We start from the raw sequence: 23,606 nt of genomic DNA, 5'->3' as shown, positions 1-23,606 counted from the left end.
TTCAAGATAGGTACGATGGAACTTTCCAGACTGCTTTTGCTTTTTGAAAGAGACCTAGCTCAGTTCAAATATCCGTATTTGGATATTTTACAAATTGGACTTTCGCCTGATGTGGTGACGAAGCGACTGAGCACGCTACATATATCCAGCGATCTACTGGTTATCTTATATGGTTGGAGAAATGGGGTTTTGGATATGGATAATCGGGTCATCGGGCAGATGGAACTTTTTGCTCGGGCAATTATGCTGCCATTAGAAAATGCTATAGAGCACTACGATTATGCCATAACAAATGATATGTGGAAGGAGAAACTGTTTCCCATTTTCACCAGTGGCGGTGGAGACTTTTTACTCTTTGATGCTAATGAACAGAATCAGACGGTCGGCCAGATCCTCACATATTCGCCGTCAGTCACATTATCCGAAGAGCCAGTGTCAATATATGACGATATGAACACTATGTTTGAAACTGTCATAGAATGCTACAGGCAGGGAGCATACCGGTTTGATGAGAGTGGATTCATTGAGGTGGATTACCAAATTGAGCAACAACTCTCCCAAAGTAAAAATCCAAACTCCGAATATTGGAAGCTAGATAATTGAAACTTCCTTAGCTTTACGGTATAGCAAACAGTTAGGTGATGAACACTTCCCTGGAGCATTTACCGGAGCACAAGCAAAAGCAGCTGAGAGAGATCACGGGGATCATCGTGAAGGCGGTGGATCCTGAGAAGGTGATCCTGTTCGGCAGTCATGCCACGGGTCGGTGGGTCGAGCACCGCTATACAGAGGGCGGCATCACTTTTGAATACATCAGCGACTACGATATCCTGGTCATCACCAAATCCGGGGAGAGCCGCAAGGACTACGAGGTGCAAGACCTGATCGAGAACCGTTGTTTTTACCGGACGCCGGTTACGGTCATCACGCACGACATTGATTTTGTGAACAAGATGCTCAGCGAGGGGCAGTACTTTTTTACCGATATCGAGAAAGAAGGCATCTTGCTGTATGATGCCGGCAACACGCCGCTGGCAGAGCGTAAGCCGTTAAGTCAGGCTGAGGCGAAAGCTATTGCGCAGAACTACTTCGATCAGTGGTATCACAGCGGAGTGAATTTTCTGCAAATGGGCATTTATGCCCGGAGCGTTGGCAACCTGAAAGAATCTGCGTTTGTCCTGCACCAGGCCACCGAGCGCACCTACAATGCCATCATCCTGGTACATGCCGGCTACAAGTCCAAGACTCACAACCTGGACAAGCTGAAACGCTACTCCAAACGCTTTTCTAAAGAACTGGACAGTGTCTTCCCCGACAACACACCGGAGGAAAAGCACCTGTTTGATCTGCTGAAACGGGGCTACATCGATGCCCGGTATAAGGATCATTACGAGGTAACATAGACAATACCCGCACGGCGCTTCCTGCTGGCTATCCAACGGATGAAACTACCAATCCAAATGCATATGTAGCCAGGCTGAATGCAGAAAGTGGTGAAAAAATAGGTCCATCCATTGTATTACGGGTCATGGCGGGGGATACCCTGCAGCTGGGGGTGAAAGCATTTTATAAAAGCACGGCAGCCAGCACCTCCAGTACTACCACAAGCAGTATGCTAGCTGCACTCATACAGGCATTCAGTTCTTCCACTATCTCTGATGGTACACATGCGGCTGCGGGTACAAATTCCGCTATTTCGTCAGCATATACATCCAGTGAGTACGAAGAGTTGATCAGCAAGGATGCGGATGAGAACCTTGCTACTAAACCAAAGGCGTATCTCACCTATGTACTTTTTGACGACCTGTTCAACATGGTAGATGATAATAGTGGTGTGAAACAGGTACAGGGAAATCCTGATGAATTACAAACATTGACGGTAGAGAAGTTTGTTATTAAAAAAACAGGATTTGTTTATATTTATACCAGCAAAGTGAAAATTGGCGAGACTCCTGTGGGTACGGCAAGAGATAATTATCCTGGATTAGGTGATGATCAAAATAAGTTAAGCGCAACAACGACATCTGAAGGAATGAAAGTTAATTTTGAACAGCATGCTAGCGTTCCTAAGATAGAAGAACTTGCATTAAATACTATGGGATATAACATTGTCAATGTCGGCCAGAAATTAGATGTTACTATTTCGCCTAAGGGAGCAGTTTCTGTTTCAGCTGCAACTGACGTATTTCCCTCTGCTACACTCAAACTTAATGGTAATAATATTATGCAATATAATCAACCTTCATTTACAGAATCTCATAGATTCCGTATTGTAAATAATCATTTCGTAAGAGAATATACACCCGCAATGTGGTATAAAAGATTGTAAAATGGCTAAAGTTAGATTTAGAATTGTTTTATTGTACTTTTTGTTAAAGTATGTTATATTGTATATACTTATCATGTTTCTGAAGAGTGATTATACATTCTTGAGAGTTGATAAACTTAAGAGTGGGGAAGACTGGTATTATTACATGTTTATGTTTATCTTTTTGCCTATCATAAACATAGTACTATTTTCAGCGGTTGTCTATTTTTCATTTAGGCTGAAGAACTTTATAGCATTCATTGCTTTGATTAGTTTAGTGTCTATTGCGGAATATTTTGTATATGCTTTTTTTACTTCTCAAAAGCATGTCGATGAGTACGGAGTATATAATGGAATTATAGGCATTCTGTTATTCATATTATTATTCCATCGGCAAATTATGCAAGTGTATCGGTTATCTAAAAGATAACAGGAAACTTGATGGCAGCGTATAATCATAAATGAAAAACCGCAGGCTGAAGCCTCCTTTCATGCCACGTATGGTAAGCTGATCATCGCTTCCGGGAGCAGTATAAAAGAGATATTGATTAATTCTACTTTGACAAGTTATGAATTGTGAAAAATGGATAAAAAATAAGACCTTAGTATCATGTAAATCAAACGTATAAATATAAGACATGTTCAACAACCGCGACAACCAGCCGAACCAAAGCGGCTGGAAAAATATATGTTGCTACGAGGTCATGTTTTTAAAACCCGTACCCACAATAAAATGTCCTTATCAATTCAATATGTGAGAGGTTTATTCCAGAGCAGGAATGGGAATATAGAACGGATGGTGGAACATGTGGCTGATAGTGAGTACTACAGCAAGCAACATTTCATCAGCGAATCTCCGTGGGATGCGCGTACATGTTTTGATACGGTTGCCCTTGATACTAATGAGGTTTTTAAGAGTTTTGATCAGGTGGCACTGCTCATAGATGAAAGTTCTCACCTTAAGAAAGGAGATTATTCTGTAGGGGTATCTCGTCAGTACTGTGGAACAATAGGGAAGGTAGATAATTGCCAGGTGGCAGTTTATGCAGGATTAAGTGCAGCGCATTATTATGGTTTAATAGATACCGCCTTATATCTTCCGGAAAGCTGGACCGCTAATCGTAAACGTTGTAAAGCAGCCGGCGTACCCAAAGAGCAGTACAAACATAAAACCAAAGTAGAACTGGCGGTAGACATTGTGAGACATCAATTGGAACTGGGCACCCACTTTGATTTTGTGGGAGCAGATGGGCTATATTGTAACAGTAAAATGTTCCGGGATGAATTGGATGATATGGAATTACTGTTTGTACTGGACGTACATAGTGATCAGCAGGTCTATACAAGTGCCCCATCCCTTTATCTTCCGGAAAAACAGGGCAGTAGCGGTCGGAATCCAACAAGATATAAAACAGAAGACAAGACAGCAGAGGTAAAAGATTTATGTCCGGCTAAAGGATCGAAAAAATGGGAAGAAATAAGGTTAAGGAAAACAGGGCAAGACGATCTGGTCTGCCTGGGATTCGTAAAGAAGGTATATTTGTGGGATGGTGAATCCGGGCACTATGAAGAGAGATTATTAATTATTCGGGCCACCAAAACAAAGAGTGGAAATCTGGAATATAAATATGCCTTAAGTAATGCAGCAGATGGAGAGTTTGAAGTAGAAGAATTGGTTCGCATGCAATCCCAACGGTATTTTATAGAACGTAGCTTTCAGGATGCAAAACAGGAAGCAGGTATGAGTGACTATCAGGTCAGAGGCTGGCTGGCCTGGCACCATCATATGGTATTAGTCATGATGGCACTTCACTTTATACTCAGTGAAAAGGTACTGTTCAAAAATGAGTATCCCTTATTAAGTGCATATGACATAAGAGATATCATGATACGCGTTTATGCCAAGGAAAATCACAGCGCCCAAAATGTAATGGAACAAATCCGTAAAAGGCACGAGCAGAGAAGATTAGAGGAACTTAAAAAGGACTCTTCATAACTTGTCAAAGCAGAATTAAAAGAACCCAAAAAATCAATATTACAGCCATGAGTATGACAAGCGTTTGTCTATTAATAACAATCTTTTTCCATCAAAATATAACCATACCGAAAGATTCAGTATGTCTGGACTGGGAAAACGCAACGATAAATGATGTAAAATGTCAATTAGAACAAAACCATTTACTTTCAGGAAATGATTATAAGGAATTATTAGCAGGTTTAGGAGATCCAGAAATAAAGCGATCCAGAATAGAATTGAGATGTGATCTCTTGAATAAAATCCAGGAATCTAATTCTTTATTTTTTAACAAATATTTTATCATTGAGACTAATACAAAAACAGATCCTACCAGAAGTCTTGCGTTGGTTGTAGATGTAAGTGATAGTAACCATATAGTATTGTATACTTACCAACGATTATCATATGACTGGAAACTAACCGATGTTTTAAAGGACATGAAACTGCGATTAAACAATGATATATATTCGAAAAATAAACGAGGTGTCAATATGGGCTACGTAATTGTCTCGCAATTTGAAAAAGAGAAGGTTAAACAGTCTAAATATATCACTGGATTATCATTAAACGCAGACTCATGGGTGGCGGAAGTTTTAGATAGAAATGCAACTTTATAAAACACTGACATGTAAGATGCGAGAATAATAGAAAACGGTCTCCATATAATTACGCATTTGTGATTGTGAGAAAACATGAATATGTTGAAAGAGGTAAAACTTCATTTGACAGGGTTACTTCACTGATTGTTTAAAGCGTGGATCGATTGAATTATATTGGCTGCAGGAAAACGCCTGCGGCTTTTCATTTATGGAGTAATGTTGCCAAAGCTTCAGGTAGAGTGATCATATCATTAGGTAATCTTGATTAAATCTGATTATTTTGCATAATGACATGATATAAGCCTTGCCATAAATGGTGAGGCTTATATCATTTATGATTATAAGCAGTTTTGTTTTTAAAGTCCCGAATCATTAACAATAGTCCGGTAAGTTTTCCACAGCGATGCTGTGGAAAATAGATGTAGATAAATAAAAGAGCTTTCCAGCTGATACCAAAATAAAAAAAAGGCAATGAGGAAGTATGACTAGTACCAATCTCAAAGCCTTTGGCAAGGTGAAACACCTTGTTAGTGCAATTTTAAATGAATTGCCCCTAATAACCAAACCTCAATACAAATTTATGATTTCGCTATTTGAGGTCTGGCTATGTTTGCCTGTTCGATATACCATCTCCAATCTTAGCCGTTTTGGTACTTATTGTGAGAAAAGCATCCGATTGCAAATGGAAAAGGAATTTGATTTCGGAGGCTTTAATAGTTCTTTGATTAAGGATAACAGTGGTAAGCATCTCATTGCTGCTTATGACCCAACTTATTTGCCAAAGTCTGGAAAGCATACTCCTGGTCTGGGTAAATTTTGGAGTGGTAAAGATCAAAAAGCTGTTAAAGGTCTTGAGATAGGATGTCTGGCAATAATAGATGTCGATGCCAGAACTGCTTTCCCATTAAAAGTAGTTCAAACTCCTGATAAGACTACACTTGATGAGAAGGGAATGAGTAGGGTTGATCACTACGTGGATGTTATAAAATCAGAAGTGCTGACCTTAAAAAGTATGGTCGATTATTTAGCAGTCGATTCATATTTCATGAAACAAGAGTTTATTTTACCAATATTGAAGGAAGGATTGCATATTGTAACAAAGATGAGATCCGATGCCAATCTGATTTATGTATACAATGGGCCAAGGTCTACAGGACCTGGACGTCCCAGGATACATGGAGATAAAGTTAGTTGTGGCAGTATTGATAAGCGAAAAATCAGGGAATTTGCTGTAGATAATGACGCTGTTTATTATAGTGGTGTAGTTTGGTCTGCTATTCTTAAATGCAAGGTTAGAATTGTATACATAGAAGAAAAGGTCACGGGTAAATATGAAATACTTCTTTGTACGGATATCGAACTAAAACCAGAGTTGATACTCAACTATTATCAACTGCGCTTCCAGATTGAATTTCTTATCCGTGATGCAAAGCAACATGGGGGCTTGGAGGAATGCCAGGCAAGAAGTGAGAAAAAGTTACACTTCCATTTCAATATGGCATTTGCTACTGTGGGTCTGGCCAAAGTGTTATTTTGGATGAAACTACCAGATCAACATAGAGGTGCTTTTTCTATGAGAAATATTAAAATGGCATGGTACAACAGATTTTTAACTGACCGAATTTTCTCAAACTTGCCACTGGACTTGAATTGTAATAAAATAAAAAAGCTATATCAAAAGTGCCTGGATATAGGAAATTTGGCCGCTTAAAACTACCTAACTATTGATTATATCAGTTTGAGAATATTTGCTAATTTAATTTTTTTATGTTAAAAATAGTTGAAGGGGGATTCCGTATTTCGACAGAAAATGGTAGAGAAATTCTGACAATTCAATCGGAGAGGATCAAGGAGTGTATGGATTTTTTTATTAAAAGTAAATATGACGGAATTAGAGTTGACCCATTTTTTGGGTTTAATTTTACAAGCCTGAATTTTTTGAAGGATTATTCGAAGTTATGGAAAGAAATTAAATACATATCAATTGCAGAAGAGATAGTGGATATCACTGCAATGGTACTCCTAACAGAATTAAGATATATATCTATTGCACAAAAGAACCCTAAAATAGATTTTTCCCATTTTCCAATGCTTGAAAATTTAATTACATCAGGAGGGGGTAAGATTAAAAACTTAGAGCTTTGTGAAAAATTGGAGTCACTAACTATTTATTACTATAATTCTAAAAGCAAAGATTTCTCTGAAATTCCTTCTGTTATCTGGATTAAGGAGATTCATATCTCTAATTCTTCTGTTATTAATCTTAATGGACTGGAAAAATTTAATGCTCTTGAAAAGGCGTCTTTTCATTATTGTACTAAATTGGAGGAGTTATGTTGCCTGGATAATGCTTCTAATACACTCACATTTTTGGAATTTGATCACTGTAAGAAAATTCGCAATCATGACTATGTCGAAAATATTAAAAATATTAAAGTATTGGCTTTAAATGATTGTGGTTCGATTCCCTCTTTTCAATTTGTGAGTAAAATGTTGGCATTGAAGAGCATTCGATTCGTTGGTACGAATGTTCTTGATGGGGATTTGACGCCTTTGTTGAGATTAGATTATGCTGGGTTTTCAAACAAGCGTCATTTTTCTCATACCTTTGAAGATATTAAGTTATTGAATGAGAAAAGAACTGGTTGAAAGCTGGCTGATTGAAATTTGAAATACTGATGTAAGTAGGGTAAAGACAATCATTATTTATGATCGATTATACAAAAAGAGCTGAAGTTTTCAGGGATTGGTTTTCACGAAGGCAATTTGAATATTATTTCATTGAAAGCTTAGACGAAGCTCAGCAGGAAAATTTGATAAATCAATTGTTGGTTCAACTACAATCATATTGTGCTAATTTGTATTTTGAAATTTCAAAAAATTTGTATGGAAAACAGGAATTGATTATTTCGGCTGGAGGCAGTGCGACTGAAAACGCTTTATTCAGTAACATAGCCAATATCCGCATGGCGCTTCCTGCTGGCTATCCAACGGTTGAAACTACCAATCCAAATGCATATGTAGTCAGGCTGAATGAGTATCAGTATCCAATTTAAATAAGGCTATGGATTTTAACATAACAAAAAATTCTGGGTGGTATCAGAAGGCAATTGGTTTTTTAGAGCAAAATTATCCAAATTGGCAAAAGTTGTTGATGAAAGCCATTGAATAAAATAAATTATCATTATTTAAAAAAATGAGTAAAACTTTAAAACACAATAACATCTTCTATTTTTGCATACCACTAGACAATATACCATTTGAAAAACTACCAATAGAGATTACTGAAAGGTATGCATATTGCAGATTTTATAATGTTTCATCAGTCATAAATGAACCTTCAGAATTTAATCTTGTTGGCGTTTATGACTTCCTAAATAATGTGCCACTAAAAAAAATAGATATTCTATTGACAACAGATTTTTTATTTGGAGAAGTGATTTCATATAGTCCTCCTTTAAGAGGTAAGGAGAGTTGGAAGTTAATAGATAGTCATCCTGTTAATATTACCAAAAAAGAATTACCTCATTTAAAGTTTGGAAATAAAACCTTTTTTTATTTAAAAGAAGGAAAGTATTTTCTAGTGGCAGGAATAGAATCATCTTACGAAAATGTTAAACATCTCGAGAATCCCAATTGGAATGGAGATATATCAATTAAACTAAGAATAATTGTTGAAATACTTAGACGAAAAGCCAAAGCAATAGATCTTCATATTTCTACTCAGGAATGGGAAGAAATTGCATTTATTGTAATGAGAAGCGAATATAGTACCAAAAGAATGAATGATGATGCTATTAAAGATGGTGTAAGCAATCTACTGCCAGAGATGCTAAAAATGCCTATCTACAGTGAGATACCCATAGAAATTCGAGGGAAATCACTAGATGAGATCTTGGATTAAATTCCGATAACTAGTCTTTCTTAATTGAGAAAGATCTCAGTCTTGGTTTGCATATCCAAAATCGAATTAATTCTAATTCGAAATATTCCATATGGCGACCATTAAAACGGCAGCAGGTGCGGTGGGTTGATAATACGACCAGTCCGAATGATTATGTGACGAAACTGAACGGGGTAAGTGTGCAGAAGATAGGGCCATCTTTGGTATTACGTGTGATGGCGGGGGATAGTATTACGATAGTTTCTAAAGCATTCTATAATTTTCAGAAGTCTCGATAAGGATCATGAAAGGCTACCCAAATCTTCTGTCGCTTTCATTCAGGTAGCATTCATTAATATTCTTTTAAAATGAGTCTGTGGGAGATTTAAACATTTTTTAAGTGATTTTTTGATTGAAAATGAATTAGAAGGGGTTGTATCAAAACTTCGAGACAGCCCCTTTTTATTCGGGTACCTGATACCTGATGGAGAGAATTTTCGTACATGCAATTCTCTGCGCCTTCCGGCAACTTATGATACATCCCCTTTTATTTAAGTGCGACCAACCGAATCACCCCTTCATCTCCCGAACGCTTCGCATGCTCTAACGGCGAATCCCCATTACTATCCCTCACATCCACCCTTGCATGATAACCCAGCAACAACTTCACCATTCCAGTATCCCTATTCCTGCAAGCATTCATCAACGCTGTATTCCCATAATCATCCGCCGCATTTACATCTGCTCCACGATCCAATAACAACTTCGTCAATGACACATTATGCCTGTTCGCCAACAATATCAATATTGTCTCATGATCATGCATTTTAAAATCTACTTTCGCCCCATGATCTAAAAACAATTTCGCAATATCTTCATGCTCATTAGATACTGCATATGCCAGTGGCGTCAACCCTTCCCTGGATATAAGGTCTAACTGCGCACCCTGTCTCAATAGCATTTCTGTAATATCAGTATGTCCCCTGCTGGCAGCATACATCAATGGCGTAACACTATCTCTGTTCAATGCATTGACATTTGCGTTGTGAGACAATAACACATTTACAGTAGTTTTGAATCCTTTGAAAGCAGCCAGGGACAAGGCAGTTTCTCCAAACGTATTCTTTGCCTCAATATTCGCATTGGCACCCAAAAGCATCGCGACGATATTTGGTTCGTCATCTGCTGCGGCTCTGATGAGTGGCGTAAAGCCCTCCGTATCTTTGACCTCTGTGTTAGCATGGTGTTTCAGGTCGTAGCGTATGCTGGCTTCGTCTTTATTGATCACCGCATGCATCAGGTCTTTGTCATAAAAATTACATGCAGTGAAAGTTACAAACAACAATAAGTAGTAAGGTTTCATAAGGAAATTTTAATAAAAGGTGCAACACCTGGTGGAATTGCAGGCTGCTGCGTTGTTTTAAATTGTACGTTTTGAAATTGAATATCATTGATGGCTTCTGCTTCTACGCCTTTGCTGGCTTGAATGTATACGTTTTTAAAGTGTAGGTCGTGTACGGGCATTTCAGGTAATCCACGAAATAACATCGCGGTTTTTGCACCGTTACAAATAATATTGCTGATATAGAAGTCTTTAAATTCGGGGAGTTTTTCATTCCCTCCTGAAAGTGAAGATGCTTCATAGTATGTATCAAATGAGATCGCTTCGTTTATAATATTCACCATCCGGATGCTGTCAATATAGATGTCCTCCACCAGTCCGCCTCTGCCCCGGTTACTTTTCACCCGTATACCTACATCACTTCCTTCGAAGGAACAATGGGTAACATAGATATTGCGCATGCCGCCATCTGTATTACTTCCTATTACAAAGCCACCATGTGCACGGTACACAATACATTCTGCAATCAGGATTTCGGAAAGGGCTGCCTGTGAACCATCGCCACTTGATTTCATACAGATGCCGTCATCTCCTGCATTCACGGTGGTATGATAGATAATTACGCCTTTGCAGGCACTGATATCTATACCATCTCCATTTTGTGCCCAGGCTTCATTGAACACATTTGTATTCCGGATAATGAGGTCATTCACCTTCTGCGGGTTGATGACGAAGTTAGGGGAGTTCCGAAAGGTAGGCCCATCTATCAGGACATGATTGCTATTACTGATCACTACCATTTTGGGGCGCAGGAAATCTCTTGCCGGTAGGTAATCGGTAATTGTTGCATCAGGTTTTAATGTTTTTAGATAGTTTTCTCCATTCATGGCTTCTTTACTCGGCCACCATATTTTACCATCGGCACTCACTACACCGCCTGAAGCTACGAACTGGTCCCATTGGGTGGTGGTGACTTTCATTTTCTTTAGCGGCCGCCAGCTTTGGCCATTTCCATCAAAGGTGCCTTCGCCGGTGATGGATACATTTTCCAGATTTTTCCCACTAATAGGTGGAGCTACTTCGAATTTGTGGCCATTGGGTAATAATGGGTATAGTGTACGGTCTGGCGTAAACAATACTAATGCGCCTTTTTCTACATGTAAGTCTACATTGCTTTTGAGTACGATGGGGCCTGTGAGCCAGGTGCCTGGAGGTACGATGACATGCCCGCCACCTGCGGCAGCACAGGCATTGATGACACGTTCAAAAGCAGTTGTATTTAAAACGGATCCGCCTTCGACAGCGCCATAGTCGCTGAGCAGAAATCTGGCTGAAGGGATAACCGGGTCTTTTATTGCCTGCATGGGGAATGGTGCCTTGTTCAGGTAATATTCGACCGGGTGCTTTTGGCATAAGGCAGGGAGGGATAGGAAACTGACCACTGCCAATAGAAAAAGTTGTTTCATGAAACGTGGGAATTATATCGTTTTCTAATTTACGTATTTTTGTTGCCTTACATGGGACAAATTTTACAAACGGGCACTCTGATTATTACACTGGATATGGCTCCTGGCGATCAGGCGTTTTTTGATGCACTGAGGAAAAAGCATTTTCCCGCGCATGCCAATTACCTGGATGCACATATAACTTTGTTTCATAAGTTACCTGCTAATGAGGGGAGTATTCCGGGTATACTCACGAAATTTGCAGATAGAAAAGCTATTACTTTGGAAGTAGATAAGGTACATTTGATGGGTACCTGTGTCGCCTATACATTAGTAGCAGATGAGTTGAAAAAATTACATGAAGAGATGCAGGTGGCTTTTGCACCGTGGTTGATTAAGCAGGATCAGCAGGGGTTAAGGGCGCATATTACGGTTCAGAATAAGGTGACGACTTTTAAAGCACAGCAGTTACACCAGGAATTGAATGAAGGGTTTACGCCGTTTAAAATAGAGGCTACGGGCTTCAGTACGTGGAAGTATCTGAAAGGGCCGTGGAAGTTGTTGGATAAATACCCGTTCCTATTGTAATATCCCCCTAAAACTTTATCCCATCCTGCCACTCTGACACCACTCCTCCCCACTGGAATAATTGTTGCATTATCTACTTTAAAAACTACTACCATGGCAACCTTTTCAGAAATGATCAACAGCGATAAACCGGTATTGGTAGACTTCTTCGCTACCTGGTGCGGACCTTGTAAAACCATGGCCCCCATTCTGGAAGACGTGAAGAAAAAAGTGGGCGAGTCCGCCAGCATTATCAAAGTAGACGTAGATAAAAACCCGCAGGCAGCCGCTGCCTACCAAATACAAGGTGTACCTACACTCATCCTTTTCAAAAATGGGAAAGTACTCTGGCGTCAGTCCGGCGTAGTTCCCGGTCATAATATCGAACAGATCATCAAACAAAACGCCTAAGTTAATCGCCAGCCACTGGGTGAAGTGATAAAATAATAAGCCTACCGCTGCTGGAATATTTGGTCGTGGCCTGAAAATTATATGAAGTTGTTTATACTTTTAATTTTCTACAAAAAAGGGTTATAAGAGCCAGCCATTGCAATGCCATCCATGTTTCAACAAGTTTTTCATATCTGACAAGCAATGCTTTAAAAGCATCCATCCAGGCATTGGCATGTTCAATTTTTGTTCGTCTTTTGTAAAGTTGATCATCAAAATATCGGTATTCATCACTTTGCTTCTTTTGATTTCGCAAGTTGGGTTTTACATTTAATTCAATCTCGTAGTCAATGCATACTTGTTTTAAATCTTCGCTGTCAAATCCAGGATCGGCATTTACAAATATTCCATTGCAATTGATATCGGATTGTTCCAGAACCCCGATCATTTCTTTAAACAGCTTCACTATATCGTATAAGTCATTATGCTCTCCACTTTGCGCCGTTGATACCGTCAGCATCTGACCTCTGTTGTCACATAAGAACAAACTATTACTGGTTTTTGAAGCTTTTCTGCCTTGATAACCTACCGCCTGGCCACCACGTTTGACAGGTGTATGGCTACCATCTAACTGAGCGCTTGACAGATCCAGCAGTTTCTTATTACAAGATAAAAGATTGATCCAAGCCCTCTTGAATGAACCGTCTTTACTCCATTTTAAAAAATACCTGTGAATATTTTGCCACGAGGTCGCCCCTTTATCAAAATATTCGCAAATACACAACTCTCGCCACTGGCAGCCTGTTTTCATTCGCTTTAAAATCAACAGAACCACTTTTACTAAATCTATCCTGGCCTTAAAGCCTCTTTTGCCTTTGCTTAAATGTGGTAAAATCCAATCTCGTACCTTATCTTCGTCTATGAGTCCCAGAATTATTCGTTTTTATTTGCCAAAACAAAAATCCTTAATTCCTGGGACTTCCTTTTTATCCTTCAAAAAGTGTAAACAACTTCTATATATTTTTATTGAAAATATTGAAAGCAGCTCACACATGATCAAATCTTTTAGCAGCCTGGTAGCTTTACTGGGTATAGTTACCATCGCTCATGGGCAGGACCTCTACCAGCCCCGCAATATCAAAAAGGCCTACACTAATCAAACCAGGGACATGAACGGCAAGCCAGGCGCTAAGTACTGGCAAAACACCGGCAGATACGATATCCAGGTCACTGCTAATCCTCCTTCCCGTACCATTTACGGCACTGAATCCATCCGTTATATCAACAATAGTCCTGATACGCTCAGTAAGATCGTGATCAGACTGATCTGTAATATTCACAAGAATCAGGCGCCCCGCTCCGGTTACGTGAGCAAAGACTTCCTGACAGATGGCGTCTTTATTGATACACTCACCATCAATGGTACGCACGTTGATTTTGACAACAACGTAGGTACTGTTGCAGATGTGGATCTGCCTCAACCGCTGAAGGCGAAAGACAGCATGCAACTGCACATCAGCTGGCACTACGATATGTCTGTACAAAGTGGCCGCGAAGGTAGTATTGACAGCACTACCTTCTTCCTCGCTTACTTCTATCCCCGTGTGTCTGTTTATGATGATTACAATGGCTGGGACAGGATCGAACATATGGATAGGGTGGAATTCTATAGCGACTTCAACGACTATAAAGTAGCCGTAAAGGTGCCTGCCAACTATGTAGTATGGGGTACCGGCACTTTGCAGAACGCGGATGAAGTGCTGCAACCCGCTTTTGCTAAGAAATTAAAAAGCAGTTATACTTCTGACAATGTGATCCATATTGCCACAAAAGCAGATATGGAGGGCCACGAGGTGACCCGTCAGAATAAATGGAATACATGGATCTTTACTTCCAAAAATATTGCTGACGCCACGATTGGACTCAGTAACCATTACGTATGGGATGCTGCCAGTGTGGTTGTAGACAGCGCTACCAAACGCAGAACCAGTGTACAGGCTGCGTTTAGCGACAACGCGGCTGACTTCCACCACTCTGTGGAGTTCTCTCATTATGCACTGAATTATTTTTCTACCCAGTGGCCAGGGGTAGCATATCCTTTTCCTACTATGACGGCGTTTCAGGGCTATGCAGATATGGAATATCCAATGATGGTGAATGATGAAACTACAGGAGATGATCTTGAATTTGGCCAATTGGTGCAGGATCATGAGATTGCTCATACCTACTTCCCTTTTTATATGGGGATCAACGAAAGCCGTTATGCCTATATGGATGAGGGGTGGGCGACCACTTTTGAATACCTGATTGCGATTGCCGAAAGAGGGAAGGAGAAAGCGGATCATTTTTATAAGAACTTTCGGGTGAGAGGGTATATTGGGGATCCTTCTTCTGAGGAAGATCAGCCGATTATTACGCAGTCTCACCAGGTAAGTGGTCATGGTTATGGCAATAATTCATATGGCAAGGCATCTTTGTCTTACCTCGCTTTGAAAGATCTGCTGGGCGATGAGCGCTTCAAAAAGGCGTTGCATACTTACATGAATAATTGGAATGGAAAGCACCCTATTCCATGGGATTATTTCAATGCTATCAATGCAGGTAGCGGGCAGAATCTGAATTGGTTTTTTAATAACTGGTTCTTTTCCAATAACTATATTGACCTGAAATTGTCTCGTTTCGATCAACAGGGAAATAAAGTAAATTTGGGGATCAATAATGTGGGTGGTTTTGCCATTCCTTTTGATATTGTGCTGACTTTTGAGGACGGAGGGATTGAGATTGTACATAAAACTCCTGCCGTGTGGGCGAGTGGGGAGAAGGAGCTGCTGCTTAGTGTGCCGATAGCTAAAAAGGTGATTGGGGTTAAGTTGGATGGCGGGATCTTTATGGATGCGACGCCGGCGGATAATGAATGGAAGAAGTAATGATGCCTGCGGCTGAATGCTGATTATAGCACGGGCAGGACATCTTTATGGATGCGACGCCGGCGAATAATGAATGGAAGAAGTAATGATGCCTGCGGCTGAATGCTGATTGAATATAGAATGGGCAGGACATCGTTATGGATGCGAGGCCGACAGGTATTGAATGGAAGAAGTGATGATGCCTGCAGCTGAATGCTGATTGATGATTGATGATTGATGATAACCTGGCCAGTAGCAACCATATGGATGCATTACTGACCTACAATGATTGGAAAAAATTGCGACCATGCGTTTATTGTTATTACTATCCCTATGCGTAGCTTCTTTTCAGGATGGAGGTTTACTCCTGCGAAACTGGAAGTCACAACCTATCCCGAAGGACTCTACTACTTTGTCAAAGTATGAAAAGAGTGCTGTCGACTATGTCGTTTACATGAAATACGGAGAGGTGTATGCCACAAAAGATTTGATTGGTGCTAATCAATTATTACCTTTTTTAATCACGCCTACGCCAGAAGATTCAGGTAAACTGACAGGTAATCGTTCTGTTTTGAAAACCGATGATGGCTACTTGGTGGCTTTTTACAGGGCAGCAGGAGGAGGGAGTCTGTATTGGTTTGCCCCGAATGGCAAAAGCAAAAACAAATTAGCCGAACTACCGGTTATTAAATTGCTGGAAGGGGAAAATCACACCTATGGCGTTGTTGCTGACACTACACATGGTATTGTGAAAATATCAAAAGGGAAAGTAAAGCCGTTTAAAAAGCTTTCTGCTATGCCACTGGCGGCAGACTTAGATGAAGCAGGCAATATTATTGTCATTACAGAAAAGTCATTGTTGTCAATTGATAAGAATGGCGTATCGCATTCGTTGATAGAGAAAGGGTTTTGGAAAGGGTATTTGTTTCCGCGGTCATTGGTGGTATATCAGGGTAAGGTATATGTGGGGATGAGAAATGGGGTGCTTACTTATGAGTTGGGTACGAAGAAAACAGCATGGCTAATGGAAAAGTAAAGTATCGTCAGTAAAACTGGCTTGAGCCTAAGGAAGACTGCGTGACTATAAAAAAGGTAAATAACTGAAATAGAAAAAGCTACCGGGCACCCCGGTAGCTTTTTCTATTTCAATCCCCATCTTCATACAACCGTAACCGCATCCTGAGATTATGCATCTCCTGCTGCATGTCACGCACTCTCCCCAACAAATGCCTGATCACATCAATTCCTTCCGTATTCACGCCCATCTCATAATGCCAGCGTGTATAACTTTCCAGATCAGGCAACTGCTCTTCTTCTATAAAAGGTCCGTCAGTTGCAATGGTGAGTACAATTAATCCCTCATCTGCTAATGCATGTATAAAAGATGTATCGATATTATGAATCGTGCAATAATGCGTAATGGAAATCATGATACTAGTTTTTGGATGAAATATTAGCCAACTCACGGATCAGTTCTTTCTCTTTCTCACTCAGTCCAGTAGGTAATTTCACATTGTACGTGATGATAAGATCACCAGATTCCCCGTCCTTCTTGTAAATAGGGAACCCTTTACCTTTCAGTCTCACCTTCGTGCCACTCTGCGTTTCAGGTTTTACCTTCAGTTTTACTTTTCCATTCAAGGTATCAAATGTGATATCACCACCCAGCAATGCTGTATAAAGATCTACATCTACTGTAGCATACAGGTCATCACCCGAGCGTTTAAAGTTTTCATCATCCTCCACTATAAAGGTGATATAAAGATCCCCGGCGGGACCACCATTACCACCCGGTGCACCATGTCCTTTCAGTTTGATGACCTGGCCATTCGCTATACCCGCAGGAATAGTAATGCGCACGTTCTGGTCATTTACTTTCAGGGTGTGCTGATGCGTAGTCGCTGCTTCCCTTAAACCAAGATGTAACTCAGCCTGGTAATCCTGTCCACGATATTTACTACGTGTACGACCACCAGCACCTGCGCCGCCACCGCGACCAAAAAGTGATTCAAAGAAATCTGAGAAATGCTCTTCTGAGAAATTTCCGCCAAAGCCTTCAAAACCCGTTTGACCACCATAGGTGTAGCCCTGTTGCTGTTGTTGCTGCTTCGCATGTTCAAACTGCTCCGCATGACGCCAGTTTTCGCCGTACTCGTCGTATTTCTTACGCTTTTCAGGGTCGCTTAACACCTCGTTCGCTTCGTTGAGCTGTTGAAATTTCAGGTTCGCATCCTTGTCATTCGGATTCATGTCGGGGTGTAGCTTCCTCGCCAGCTTACGGTACGCTTTCTTGATATCATCTGCTGAAGCTGTCTTTGCCAGTCCCAGTACTTTATAATAATCTATAAAAGCCATATGTAATATTTGTTCTCTTGTGATAGTTATAACAAAAGTCAGTCCGGAATGGATGCAGGTGACGGAAAGTCCGGTTCGCTATAAAAACCTGACCAAATGACAAAAGCCGGAATATGAGTATTCCGGCCATTTCTTAAACCTACAACTGTTACACTGTTTTGTAACTGTTTATTTTTAATATGATGATGATCAATTTAGTAACACAAAAATAGGAAGGATAGGCAAGGGGGACAATGCACAAAACACGGAAAAAATTGTACAAATTGATCCTAACTATCCTAAAAAGCTCAAAACCGGTAGAGAATTCAATATTGCAGGATGCAAAACTGAATTCTCTACCAGTTTTAATAAAAGAAAATAAAATATTCATGAAAAAGGGGAATTCATCAACGGGGGATGAAAACCATTTTCAGGAAAAACATTCATGAAAGGGGGAATTCATCAACGGGGGATGAAAACCATTTTCAGGAAAAACATTCATGAAAGGGGGAATTCATCAACGGGGGATGAAAACCATTTTCAGGAAAAACATTCATGAAAGGGGGAATTCACCAACGTGGGATGAAAACCATTTTCAGAAAAAAGGTCAAATAAATGCAGGGGAAAAGGCTATAAGATCTTGTAGCTATAAGATTAAAAGGCAATAAGGTTATAAGATCAAAAGGCCGCAAGGTCATGAGGTTATAAGGTCATAAACCTATAAGACTATAAGGTCCGTGAACCAGACACCTACTCCTCCTTCAACAAATTCGCATTTCTGCAATACTCAATCACCTCCTCTATACTATTCACCTGAAACTTCCTCAGTATATTCATTCTATGCGCCTCTATCGTTCTAATACTCAATCCCAGGCTCTCTGCTATATCTTTATTGTTCAGCCCATTATTCACCATTCTGATGATCTGCTCCTCCCTTCTGGACAATGATATATCCGCTGCCTGCGGCCCGGGTTGTGCTGCACTCAGCCTCGCCGCCTGGTATTTCTTGACCAATACATCACTTACCTCTCCAATAAAATAGTACTTCCCATTATGTATCGTCCGGATCGCATTCAAAAAGATCTTATTGCTCGTATCTTTCAAAATATACCCACTCGCCCCCATCTCCAGCGCCGCCGCTACATAATCCGGTTCATCAAATAAACTAAAGAACAGGATATGCGTGCGCGGACTCGCCTTCAACAATGCCGTACTCGTTTCCAGACCATTGATACCCGGCATACGGATATCCATAATCACGACATCAGGTTGTGTACTGCTTAGTGCATGCAAAGCATCTTCGCCAGTACTGGCTTCTCCTGATACCTCCATATCCGGCTCACTGTTTATCAATTGTTTCAAGCCATTCCTGAAGATTTCATGATCGTCTACTAAAAATACCGAGATTTTATCCATGGGTGTAAAATGAGATTTCTAATTGTTTAATCGCGCTCAGGCGAAAAGTTCTTCAACCTTAAAATGAGATTTCCAGCTGTATATTTGTGCCTTTTCCGGGTTGTGATTGGATGCTAAGGGACCCTCCCAGCAACTCTGCCCGCTCCTTCATATTCCGCAACCCATTTATTTTCTTCACCTGCTCTCTCGAAAAGAAATGCTGACTGTCATAATAAAACCCTTTTCCATCATCATGGATCATCAGGTTCAGGAAATTCTCTTCCCTGTCTATATGCACATCCACCTGCGTAGCATGCGCATGTTTTATCGCATTGTTCAGCGCCTCCTGCAAGATGCGATATACGCCAATCTCCACTTCTCTTGGCAAAGGTTGTGACAGGTTACATTCTTCCAGACTAAACACCACATTGCGTGCCGTTTCTCTACAGGTTTTTATCAGTTCTTCTATCGCTGCACGTAGTCCGAAGTCCTCCAGCACACTAGGCAGGAGGTCAGAACAGATCCTTTTTGTCTCCGTAATAATACTAAACAGCAACCCATTCACTTTGGTGATCTCCGCATTGGGTGCTGGCAGTTTATCTTCCACCTGTTCCATCTTCATGCGCAGACTGGTCAGCATCTGACCAATCCCATCATGGATCTCTGCCGCTACCCGTTTCCGTTCTTTCTCCTGTCCGCTGATCATGGCATAACTACGGATCTTTTGCTCCATATCATGCCTGCGTAGTTTCTCTTCTGTCAGCTGGTGGATTTCCCGCTCTGTATTTTTACGTTTGGTAATGTCACTGCAAATTACCATATACTGATATAATCTGCCTGTGTTGTCAAAGACTGGTATCATCGTTACATCCAGCCAGAATCCCGTACCATCAGCGGCATGGTCAAAGATCTCTCCCTGCCATACTTCCATCTTGCGGGCGGGGTCATTCAGGTGATCGAAGTAATGGTGAAAAAGCGGTTTGCCACGCAACTCCGACATACTATATCGTGTTACATGGCAGTATTTATCATTGGCATAAATAATATGCCCTTCATGGTCTGTTTTTACAAGATAGGTCGCCCTGTCCAATGCATACGTCACTTCCCGCAACTCATTATGGGATTGCTCCATCAGCTTATTGGCCTCCTGTAGCTGATCCGCAAGTTGTTTGGAAGTTTCTTCGGATGCGATCAACCCCTTAATCACTTTCCGGATCCGCATGGATAGCGGGTAAAAGATCACCGCCGCCTCTATCAGTAGTGTGCACAATACCAATGTCAGCATCAGGAATTCCACCTGTTTTAACTTCCGTACCCGCTCTTTCGAAAACCGGTCATAGTCAAATACAATCAGCTCCATCCCCAGTAAATAGGACTTTTCATATGCCAGAATAGTCTGCACATAAGGATGGATCACCGCCGTATCCACAGGTTTATCGCTGCTCAATATCAAGCTCATTGCTGAAGCCGCCTTCCAGATCTCCTGGTGCGGCGTCCGGATGATGTCGAACATCTGTTTCAGCTCATCCTGGTCATTAGCAGGCAAATTCAGGAAATTACTGCCACTTTGCAGCCCTTCGTGCGACTTCTGCCATTGCATGAGGGTATTGGTAAACTCCTTGCGGTTCGTTTCAATATCCTGCCCTGATTCGATCAGGAGTGCCAGTTTGCTCAGCGTCTGACTGTAGGTACGTAGTCGTGCGGCAAAGTTGATCACGTGTGAATCGTGCATCTGGTGGCTCAATGCCTGCTGAATTCCGATCTGGCTCACGATGGAGAGCACGGCCAGCGTAGTGAGCGCTACCGCATACATAGCAGTGAAAAATTTAAATACCCGGCGGTCTTCTGAGATACGATGCATATAGCTATGAAGATAGCAAAATTCTGTCCTGCCTGGTAGACTTTTATTATACCGCGATATGCCTTTCCAGTGAAGCAAAGTCCATTTCCTCCGCACTGCCATGATTTATCATTTTGCCTCTGTCCATAAAATAATAATAGTCGCTCACCTGTCTGGCGAAGTCAATCTTCTGCTCCACCAATAGTACGGAGATCCCTTTTTCCTGTACCAGTCGTTGCAGAATATGCCCGATTTCCTGTGCTATACTGGGTTGTATGCCCTCAGTCGGTTCATCCAGCAGCAGGAGGGAAGGCCGGCTTACCAGTGCCCTGGCAATGGCCAGCTGTTGCTGTTGCCCTCCACTTAGGTTCCCGCCAGCTCTCTTCCTGAAATCTTTCAGGATAGGGAAGAGGTGGTAAATTTCTTCCTCCTGGATACCTGCTTTTCGATCGGGGGCTGCTTCAAGACCTAGTAAAAGATTTTCGTATACGGTGAGTTTTGGGATGATTTCCCTTCCTTGTGGTACGTAGGCGATCCCTGCTTTGGCTTTGCCGGCAGGTCCGAGGGGAGTAAGGTCCCTGTCTTTAAAGATAATGCGACCTTCACGGGCAGTGATCACACCCATAATTGTTTTTAAGAGAGTGGTTTTACCCACGCCATTTCTGCCCATTACCGTCGTTACCGCACCAGCCTTTACATCCAGACTGGTACCCCACAAGATGGTACTCTGGCCATAAGCGGCCACTACGCTTTGTACCTGTAAGATCTGACTCATAGATTTTCAAGTTGAGTATTGTTACGCCCCAGGTAGCAGTCTATTACACGCTGATCATTTCTGATGTCGTTAAAACTCCCTTCTACCAGCAACTTCCCTCTTTCCAATACTGTTACCCTTTCCCGGGCAATCTGTTGAACGAATTTCATATCATGTTCTATCACGATGATGCCGTGATTGTTAGAGAGCTCGAGTAGTAGTTCGCCTGTTTTGTAAGTTTCTTCATCACTCATGCCTGCAGCAGGTTCGTCAATCAGTAATAACTTTGGATCCTGCAGGACCACGATACCGATTTCCAGCCATTGCTTTTGTCCGTGAGACAATGCGCCGGCGATGGAAGAAAGTACTTTTGTAAGCCCGATCTTTTCTGCTACTTCATGAATGCGTGCTTTCAAGAGCTGTGATGGTCTGAAAAACAAAGAAGAAAGAATATCCTTCTTCATTTTTGCCGCCAGCAATAAATTGTCGTAAACCGTGAGTCCCGGAAATACTGATGGCTGCTGGAATTTACGGCCTATGCCCAGTCTGGCGATGCTTACTTCTGTCATGCCTGCAATGGGTTTGTGATTGAACAAAACTTCGCCTGTATCTGGTTTTGTTCTGCCACAAAGAATATCCAGAAAGGTACTTTTGCCAGCGCCGTTAGGGCCGATGATCACACGTAATTCTTTGTCCCGCAGACTAAACTGGCTGAGTGATAAAGCATGCACACCACCAAAGGATACTGCCAGGTTATTTACACTTAATAGCATGGTTCTTTTCTTTTAGTCAGGGTATCGATCAATCCTACAAAGCCTTTGTCAAAGAATAATACCGTGATCACAAACAGGAAGCCCAGTATATATAACCATGAATCGGGGAATAAACTGGTACAGATGCTATACAGGAAATTTACAAGTAAAGCACCGGCTATAGCGCCTTTCAGTTTGCCACGGCCACCGAGGGCTACCCACATTACCATCTCTACAGATGCTTTTACATCCATGCGACCGGGGGTGATAATACCCGTTTGAGGGGCATAGAGCATACCACCCACAGCCGCCAGCAGTGCAGCGATGACGAAGACCGCCAGTTTATAATCCATGACTTTGTATGCTGTAAAACTTACCCTGGATTCACTGTCGCGGATAGCTTGTAATACCTTCCCGAATTTGGATTGGGTCATTTTATTACAGGCAAAATAGGCGACGCATAATAGCAGTAAGGATATTAAGTATAATCCCAGTTTTACATAAGGGCTGGATAGCGGTAATCCTATCAAAGTTCTGAAATCAGTCAATCCATTCGTACCTCCCAAACCTGTTTCATTGCGCAGGAATAACAACCACATAGCCAATGCCAATGCCTGTGTAATGATGGCCATGTATACGCCTTTGATCCTGCTACGGAACAATACATACCCTGTGATGAAAGCAAAGAGAGAGGGGATGATCAGACATAAGATCAATGTCAGTCCCAAAGACTGAAACGGTACCCAAAAGAAAGGAAGTGATTCTACCTTGTTCCATACCATAAATTCTGGTAGAGAAGCACCGGCAGTTTTCAATAGCATATGCATCGCAATGCCATAACTACCTAAACAAAAAAACAATGCCTGACACATAGATAGAATACCGGTATAGCCCCAGATCAGGTCAATGCCCAATGCTGCAATGGCAAAACAAAAATACCGGCCCCACAATGATATTGTATTGATAGAAACCAGTCCCATCAGGTGTCCTGCCGGCAAAAGCAGGGCGAAGATAGCGATGAAGAGCAGGTAATAAATTTTCTTTTCCATAAAATTATTCTTCTGATAAAGCCAT

Annotated in this window: 24 protein-coding genes; 14 read left to right on the top strand and 10 right to left on the bottom strand. The window is 41.3% G+C overall.

The features are described 5' to 3' along the window. The first annotated feature begins 15 nt into the window (after nt 1-15). From QQL36_RS28900 to QQL36_RS28855, 10 genes are all read left to right on the top strand, one after another. Nucleotides 16-603, top strand: coding sequence for an SMI1/KNR4 family protein (locus QQL36_RS28900; protein WP_321567651.1), 588 nt, complete (start codon nt 16-18; stop codon nt 601-603). A 38-nt stretch (nt 604-641) separates the two neighbouring features. Then, nucleotides 642-1,403: a HEPN domain-containing protein gene (locus tag QQL36_RS28895; protein WP_321567650.1), complete on the top strand. Its 762-nt coding sequence runs from the start codon at nt 642-644 to the stop codon at nt 1,401-1,403. A gap of 125 nt (nt 1,404-1,528) precedes the next feature. Then, nucleotides 1,529-2,329 (top strand): hypothetical protein, encoded by an 801-nt coding sequence (locus tag QQL36_RS28890; RefSeq protein WP_321567649.1) that lies wholly within the window; start codon nt 1,529-1,531, stop codon nt 2,327-2,329. A 712-nt stretch (nt 2,330-3,041) separates the two neighbouring features. Continuing rightward, nucleotides 3,042-4,304, top strand: a complete 1,263-nt coding sequence (locus QQL36_RS28885) for an IS701 family transposase (protein WP_321567648.1) — start codon at nt 3,042-3,044, stop codon at nt 4,302-4,304. A 47-nt stretch (nt 4,305-4,351) separates the two neighbouring features. Further along, complete coding sequence (locus QQL36_RS28880) at nt 4,352-4,942, top strand: hypothetical protein (RefSeq protein WP_321567647.1); 591 nt, start codon at nt 4,352-4,354, stop codon at nt 4,940-4,942. A 463-nt stretch (nt 4,943-5,405) separates the two neighbouring features. After that, nucleotides 5,406-6,635, top strand: a complete 1,230-nt coding sequence (locus QQL36_RS28875) for a transposase (protein WP_321566410.1) — start codon at nt 5,406-5,408, stop codon at nt 6,633-6,635. Nucleotides 6,636-6,691: 56 nt separating this feature from the next. Continuing rightward, nucleotides 6,692-7,573 (top strand): hypothetical protein, encoded by an 882-nt coding sequence (locus QQL36_RS28870; RefSeq protein ID WP_321567646.1) that lies wholly within the window; start codon nt 6,692-6,694, stop codon nt 7,571-7,573. 59 nt (nt 7,574-7,632) lie between these two features. Next, nucleotides 7,633-7,980 (top strand): hypothetical protein, encoded by a 348-nt coding sequence (locus QQL36_RS28865; protein WP_321567645.1) that lies wholly within the window; start codon nt 7,633-7,635, stop codon nt 7,978-7,980. Nucleotides 7,981-8,120: 140 nt separating this feature from the next. Then, complete coding sequence (locus tag QQL36_RS28860) at nt 8,121-8,828, top strand: hypothetical protein (RefSeq protein WP_321567644.1); 708 nt, start codon at nt 8,121-8,123, stop codon at nt 8,826-8,828. A gap of 116 nt (nt 8,829-8,944) precedes the next feature. Next, nucleotides 8,945-9,106 (top strand): hypothetical protein, encoded by a 162-nt coding sequence (locus tag QQL36_RS28855; RefSeq protein WP_321567643.1) that lies wholly within the window; start codon nt 8,945-8,947, stop codon nt 9,104-9,106. 248 nt (nt 9,107-9,354) lie between these two features. Here QQL36_RS28855 and QQL36_RS28850 read toward each other — a convergent pair whose 3' ends face one another. Both QQL36_RS28850 and QQL36_RS28845 read right to left on the bottom strand, forming a co-directional pair. Further along, complete coding sequence (locus QQL36_RS28850; protein ID WP_321567642.1) at nt 9,355-10,170, bottom strand: ankyrin repeat domain-containing protein; 816 nt, start codon at nt 10,168-10,170, stop codon at nt 9,355-9,357. Further along, nucleotides 10,167-11,615 (bottom strand): glycoside hydrolase family 28 protein, encoded by a 1,449-nt coding sequence (locus QQL36_RS28845; RefSeq protein ID WP_321567641.1) that lies wholly within the window; start codon nt 11,613-11,615, stop codon nt 10,167-10,169. The genes QQL36_RS28850 and QQL36_RS28845 overlap by 4 nt, the downstream gene beginning before the upstream one ends. 51 nt (nt 11,616-11,666) lie before the next feature. Between QQL36_RS28845 and QQL36_RS28840 the strand changes: the two genes are divergently transcribed. After that, the gene (locus QQL36_RS28840) at nt 11,667-12,182 is read left to right on the top strand and encodes a 2'-5' RNA ligase family protein (RefSeq protein WP_321567640.1); all 516 of its coding nucleotides are present in this window, start codon (nt 11,667-11,669) and stop codon (nt 12,180-12,182) included. A 93-nt stretch (nt 12,183-12,275) separates the two neighbouring features. Then, the gene (trxA, locus tag QQL36_RS28835) at nt 12,276-12,572 is read left to right on the top strand and encodes a thioredoxin (protein WP_083730543.1); all 297 of its coding nucleotides are present in this window, start codon (nt 12,276-12,278) and stop codon (nt 12,570-12,572) included. Between the two features lie 91 nt (nt 12,573-12,663). Here trxA and QQL36_RS28830 read toward each other — a convergent pair whose 3' ends face one another. Next, nucleotides 12,664-13,446 (bottom strand): transposase, encoded by a 783-nt coding sequence (locus QQL36_RS28830; RefSeq protein WP_255373922.1) that lies wholly within the window; start codon nt 13,444-13,446, stop codon nt 12,664-12,666. Nucleotides 13,447-13,603: 157 nt separating this feature from the next. Between QQL36_RS28830 and QQL36_RS28825 the strand changes: the two genes are divergently transcribed. Next, nucleotides 13,604-15,478 (top strand): M1 family metallopeptidase, encoded by a 1,875-nt coding sequence (locus tag QQL36_RS28825; protein ID WP_321567639.1) that lies wholly within the window; start codon nt 13,604-13,606, stop codon nt 15,476-15,478. A gap of 286 nt (nt 15,479-15,764) precedes the next feature. Continuing rightward, nucleotides 15,765-16,493, top strand: a complete 729-nt coding sequence (locus QQL36_RS28820) for a hypothetical protein (protein WP_321567638.1) — start codon at nt 15,765-15,767, stop codon at nt 16,491-16,493. Between the two features lie 109 nt (nt 16,494-16,602). Here the strand turns inward: QQL36_RS28820 and QQL36_RS28815 are convergent, their stop codons facing one another. The 7 genes from QQL36_RS28815 to urtC all read right to left on the bottom strand — a co-directional run bounded on the left by QQL36_RS28815 (nt 16,603) and on the right by urtC (nt 23,581). Then, on the bottom strand, nt 16,603-16,887 hold the full coding sequence (locus QQL36_RS28815) for a chaperone modulator CbpM (protein ID WP_072362329.1): 285 nt from the start codon (nt 16,885-16,887) through the stop codon (nt 16,603-16,605). A 4-nt stretch (nt 16,888-16,891) separates the two neighbouring features. Further along, nucleotides 16,892-17,812 carry a J domain-containing protein gene (locus QQL36_RS28810; protein WP_321567637.1) on the bottom strand — a complete coding sequence of 307 codons (921 nt, stop codon included), beginning with the start codon at nt 17,810-17,812 and terminating at the stop codon, nt 16,892-16,894. A gap of 729 nt (nt 17,813-18,541) precedes the next feature. Next, nucleotides 18,542-19,207, bottom strand: coding sequence for a response regulator transcription factor (locus QQL36_RS28805; protein ID WP_083724020.1), 666 nt, complete (start codon nt 19,205-19,207; stop codon nt 18,542-18,544). Nucleotides 19,208-19,265: 58 nt separating this feature from the next. After that, nucleotides 19,266-21,047: an ATP-binding protein gene (locus QQL36_RS28800; RefSeq protein WP_321567636.1), complete on the bottom strand. Its 1,782-nt coding sequence runs from the start codon at nt 21,045-21,047 to the stop codon at nt 19,266-19,268. Nucleotides 21,048-21,093: 46 nt separating this feature from the next. After that, on the bottom strand, nt 21,094-21,801 hold the full coding sequence (urtE, locus tag QQL36_RS28795; RefSeq protein WP_083724016.1) for an urea ABC transporter ATP-binding subunit UrtE: 708 nt from the start codon (nt 21,799-21,801) through the stop codon (nt 21,094-21,096). Beyond that, entirely contained in the window at nt 21,798-22,553 is a 756-nt protein-coding gene (urtD, locus tag QQL36_RS28790; protein ID WP_321567635.1) for an urea ABC transporter ATP-binding protein UrtD, read from the bottom strand. The genes urtE and urtD overlap by 4 nt, the downstream gene beginning before the upstream one ends. Next, on the bottom strand, nt 22,544-23,581 hold the full coding sequence (gene urtC, locus QQL36_RS28785) for an urea ABC transporter permease subunit UrtC (RefSeq protein WP_321567634.1): 1,038 nt from the start codon (nt 23,579-23,581) through the stop codon (nt 22,544-22,546). The genes urtD and urtC overlap by 10 nt, the downstream gene beginning before the upstream one ends. Nucleotides 23,582-23,606 lie beyond the last annotated feature (25 nt).

The organism is Chitinophaga sp. LS1, assembly GCF_034274695.1.
Taxonomy (GTDB): domain Bacteria; phylum Bacteroidota; class Bacteroidia; order Chitinophagales; family Chitinophagaceae; genus Chitinophaga.
The sequence above is the reverse complement of the archived record's forward strand: the minus strand, read 5'-3'. Positions and strand labels throughout refer to the sequence as shown.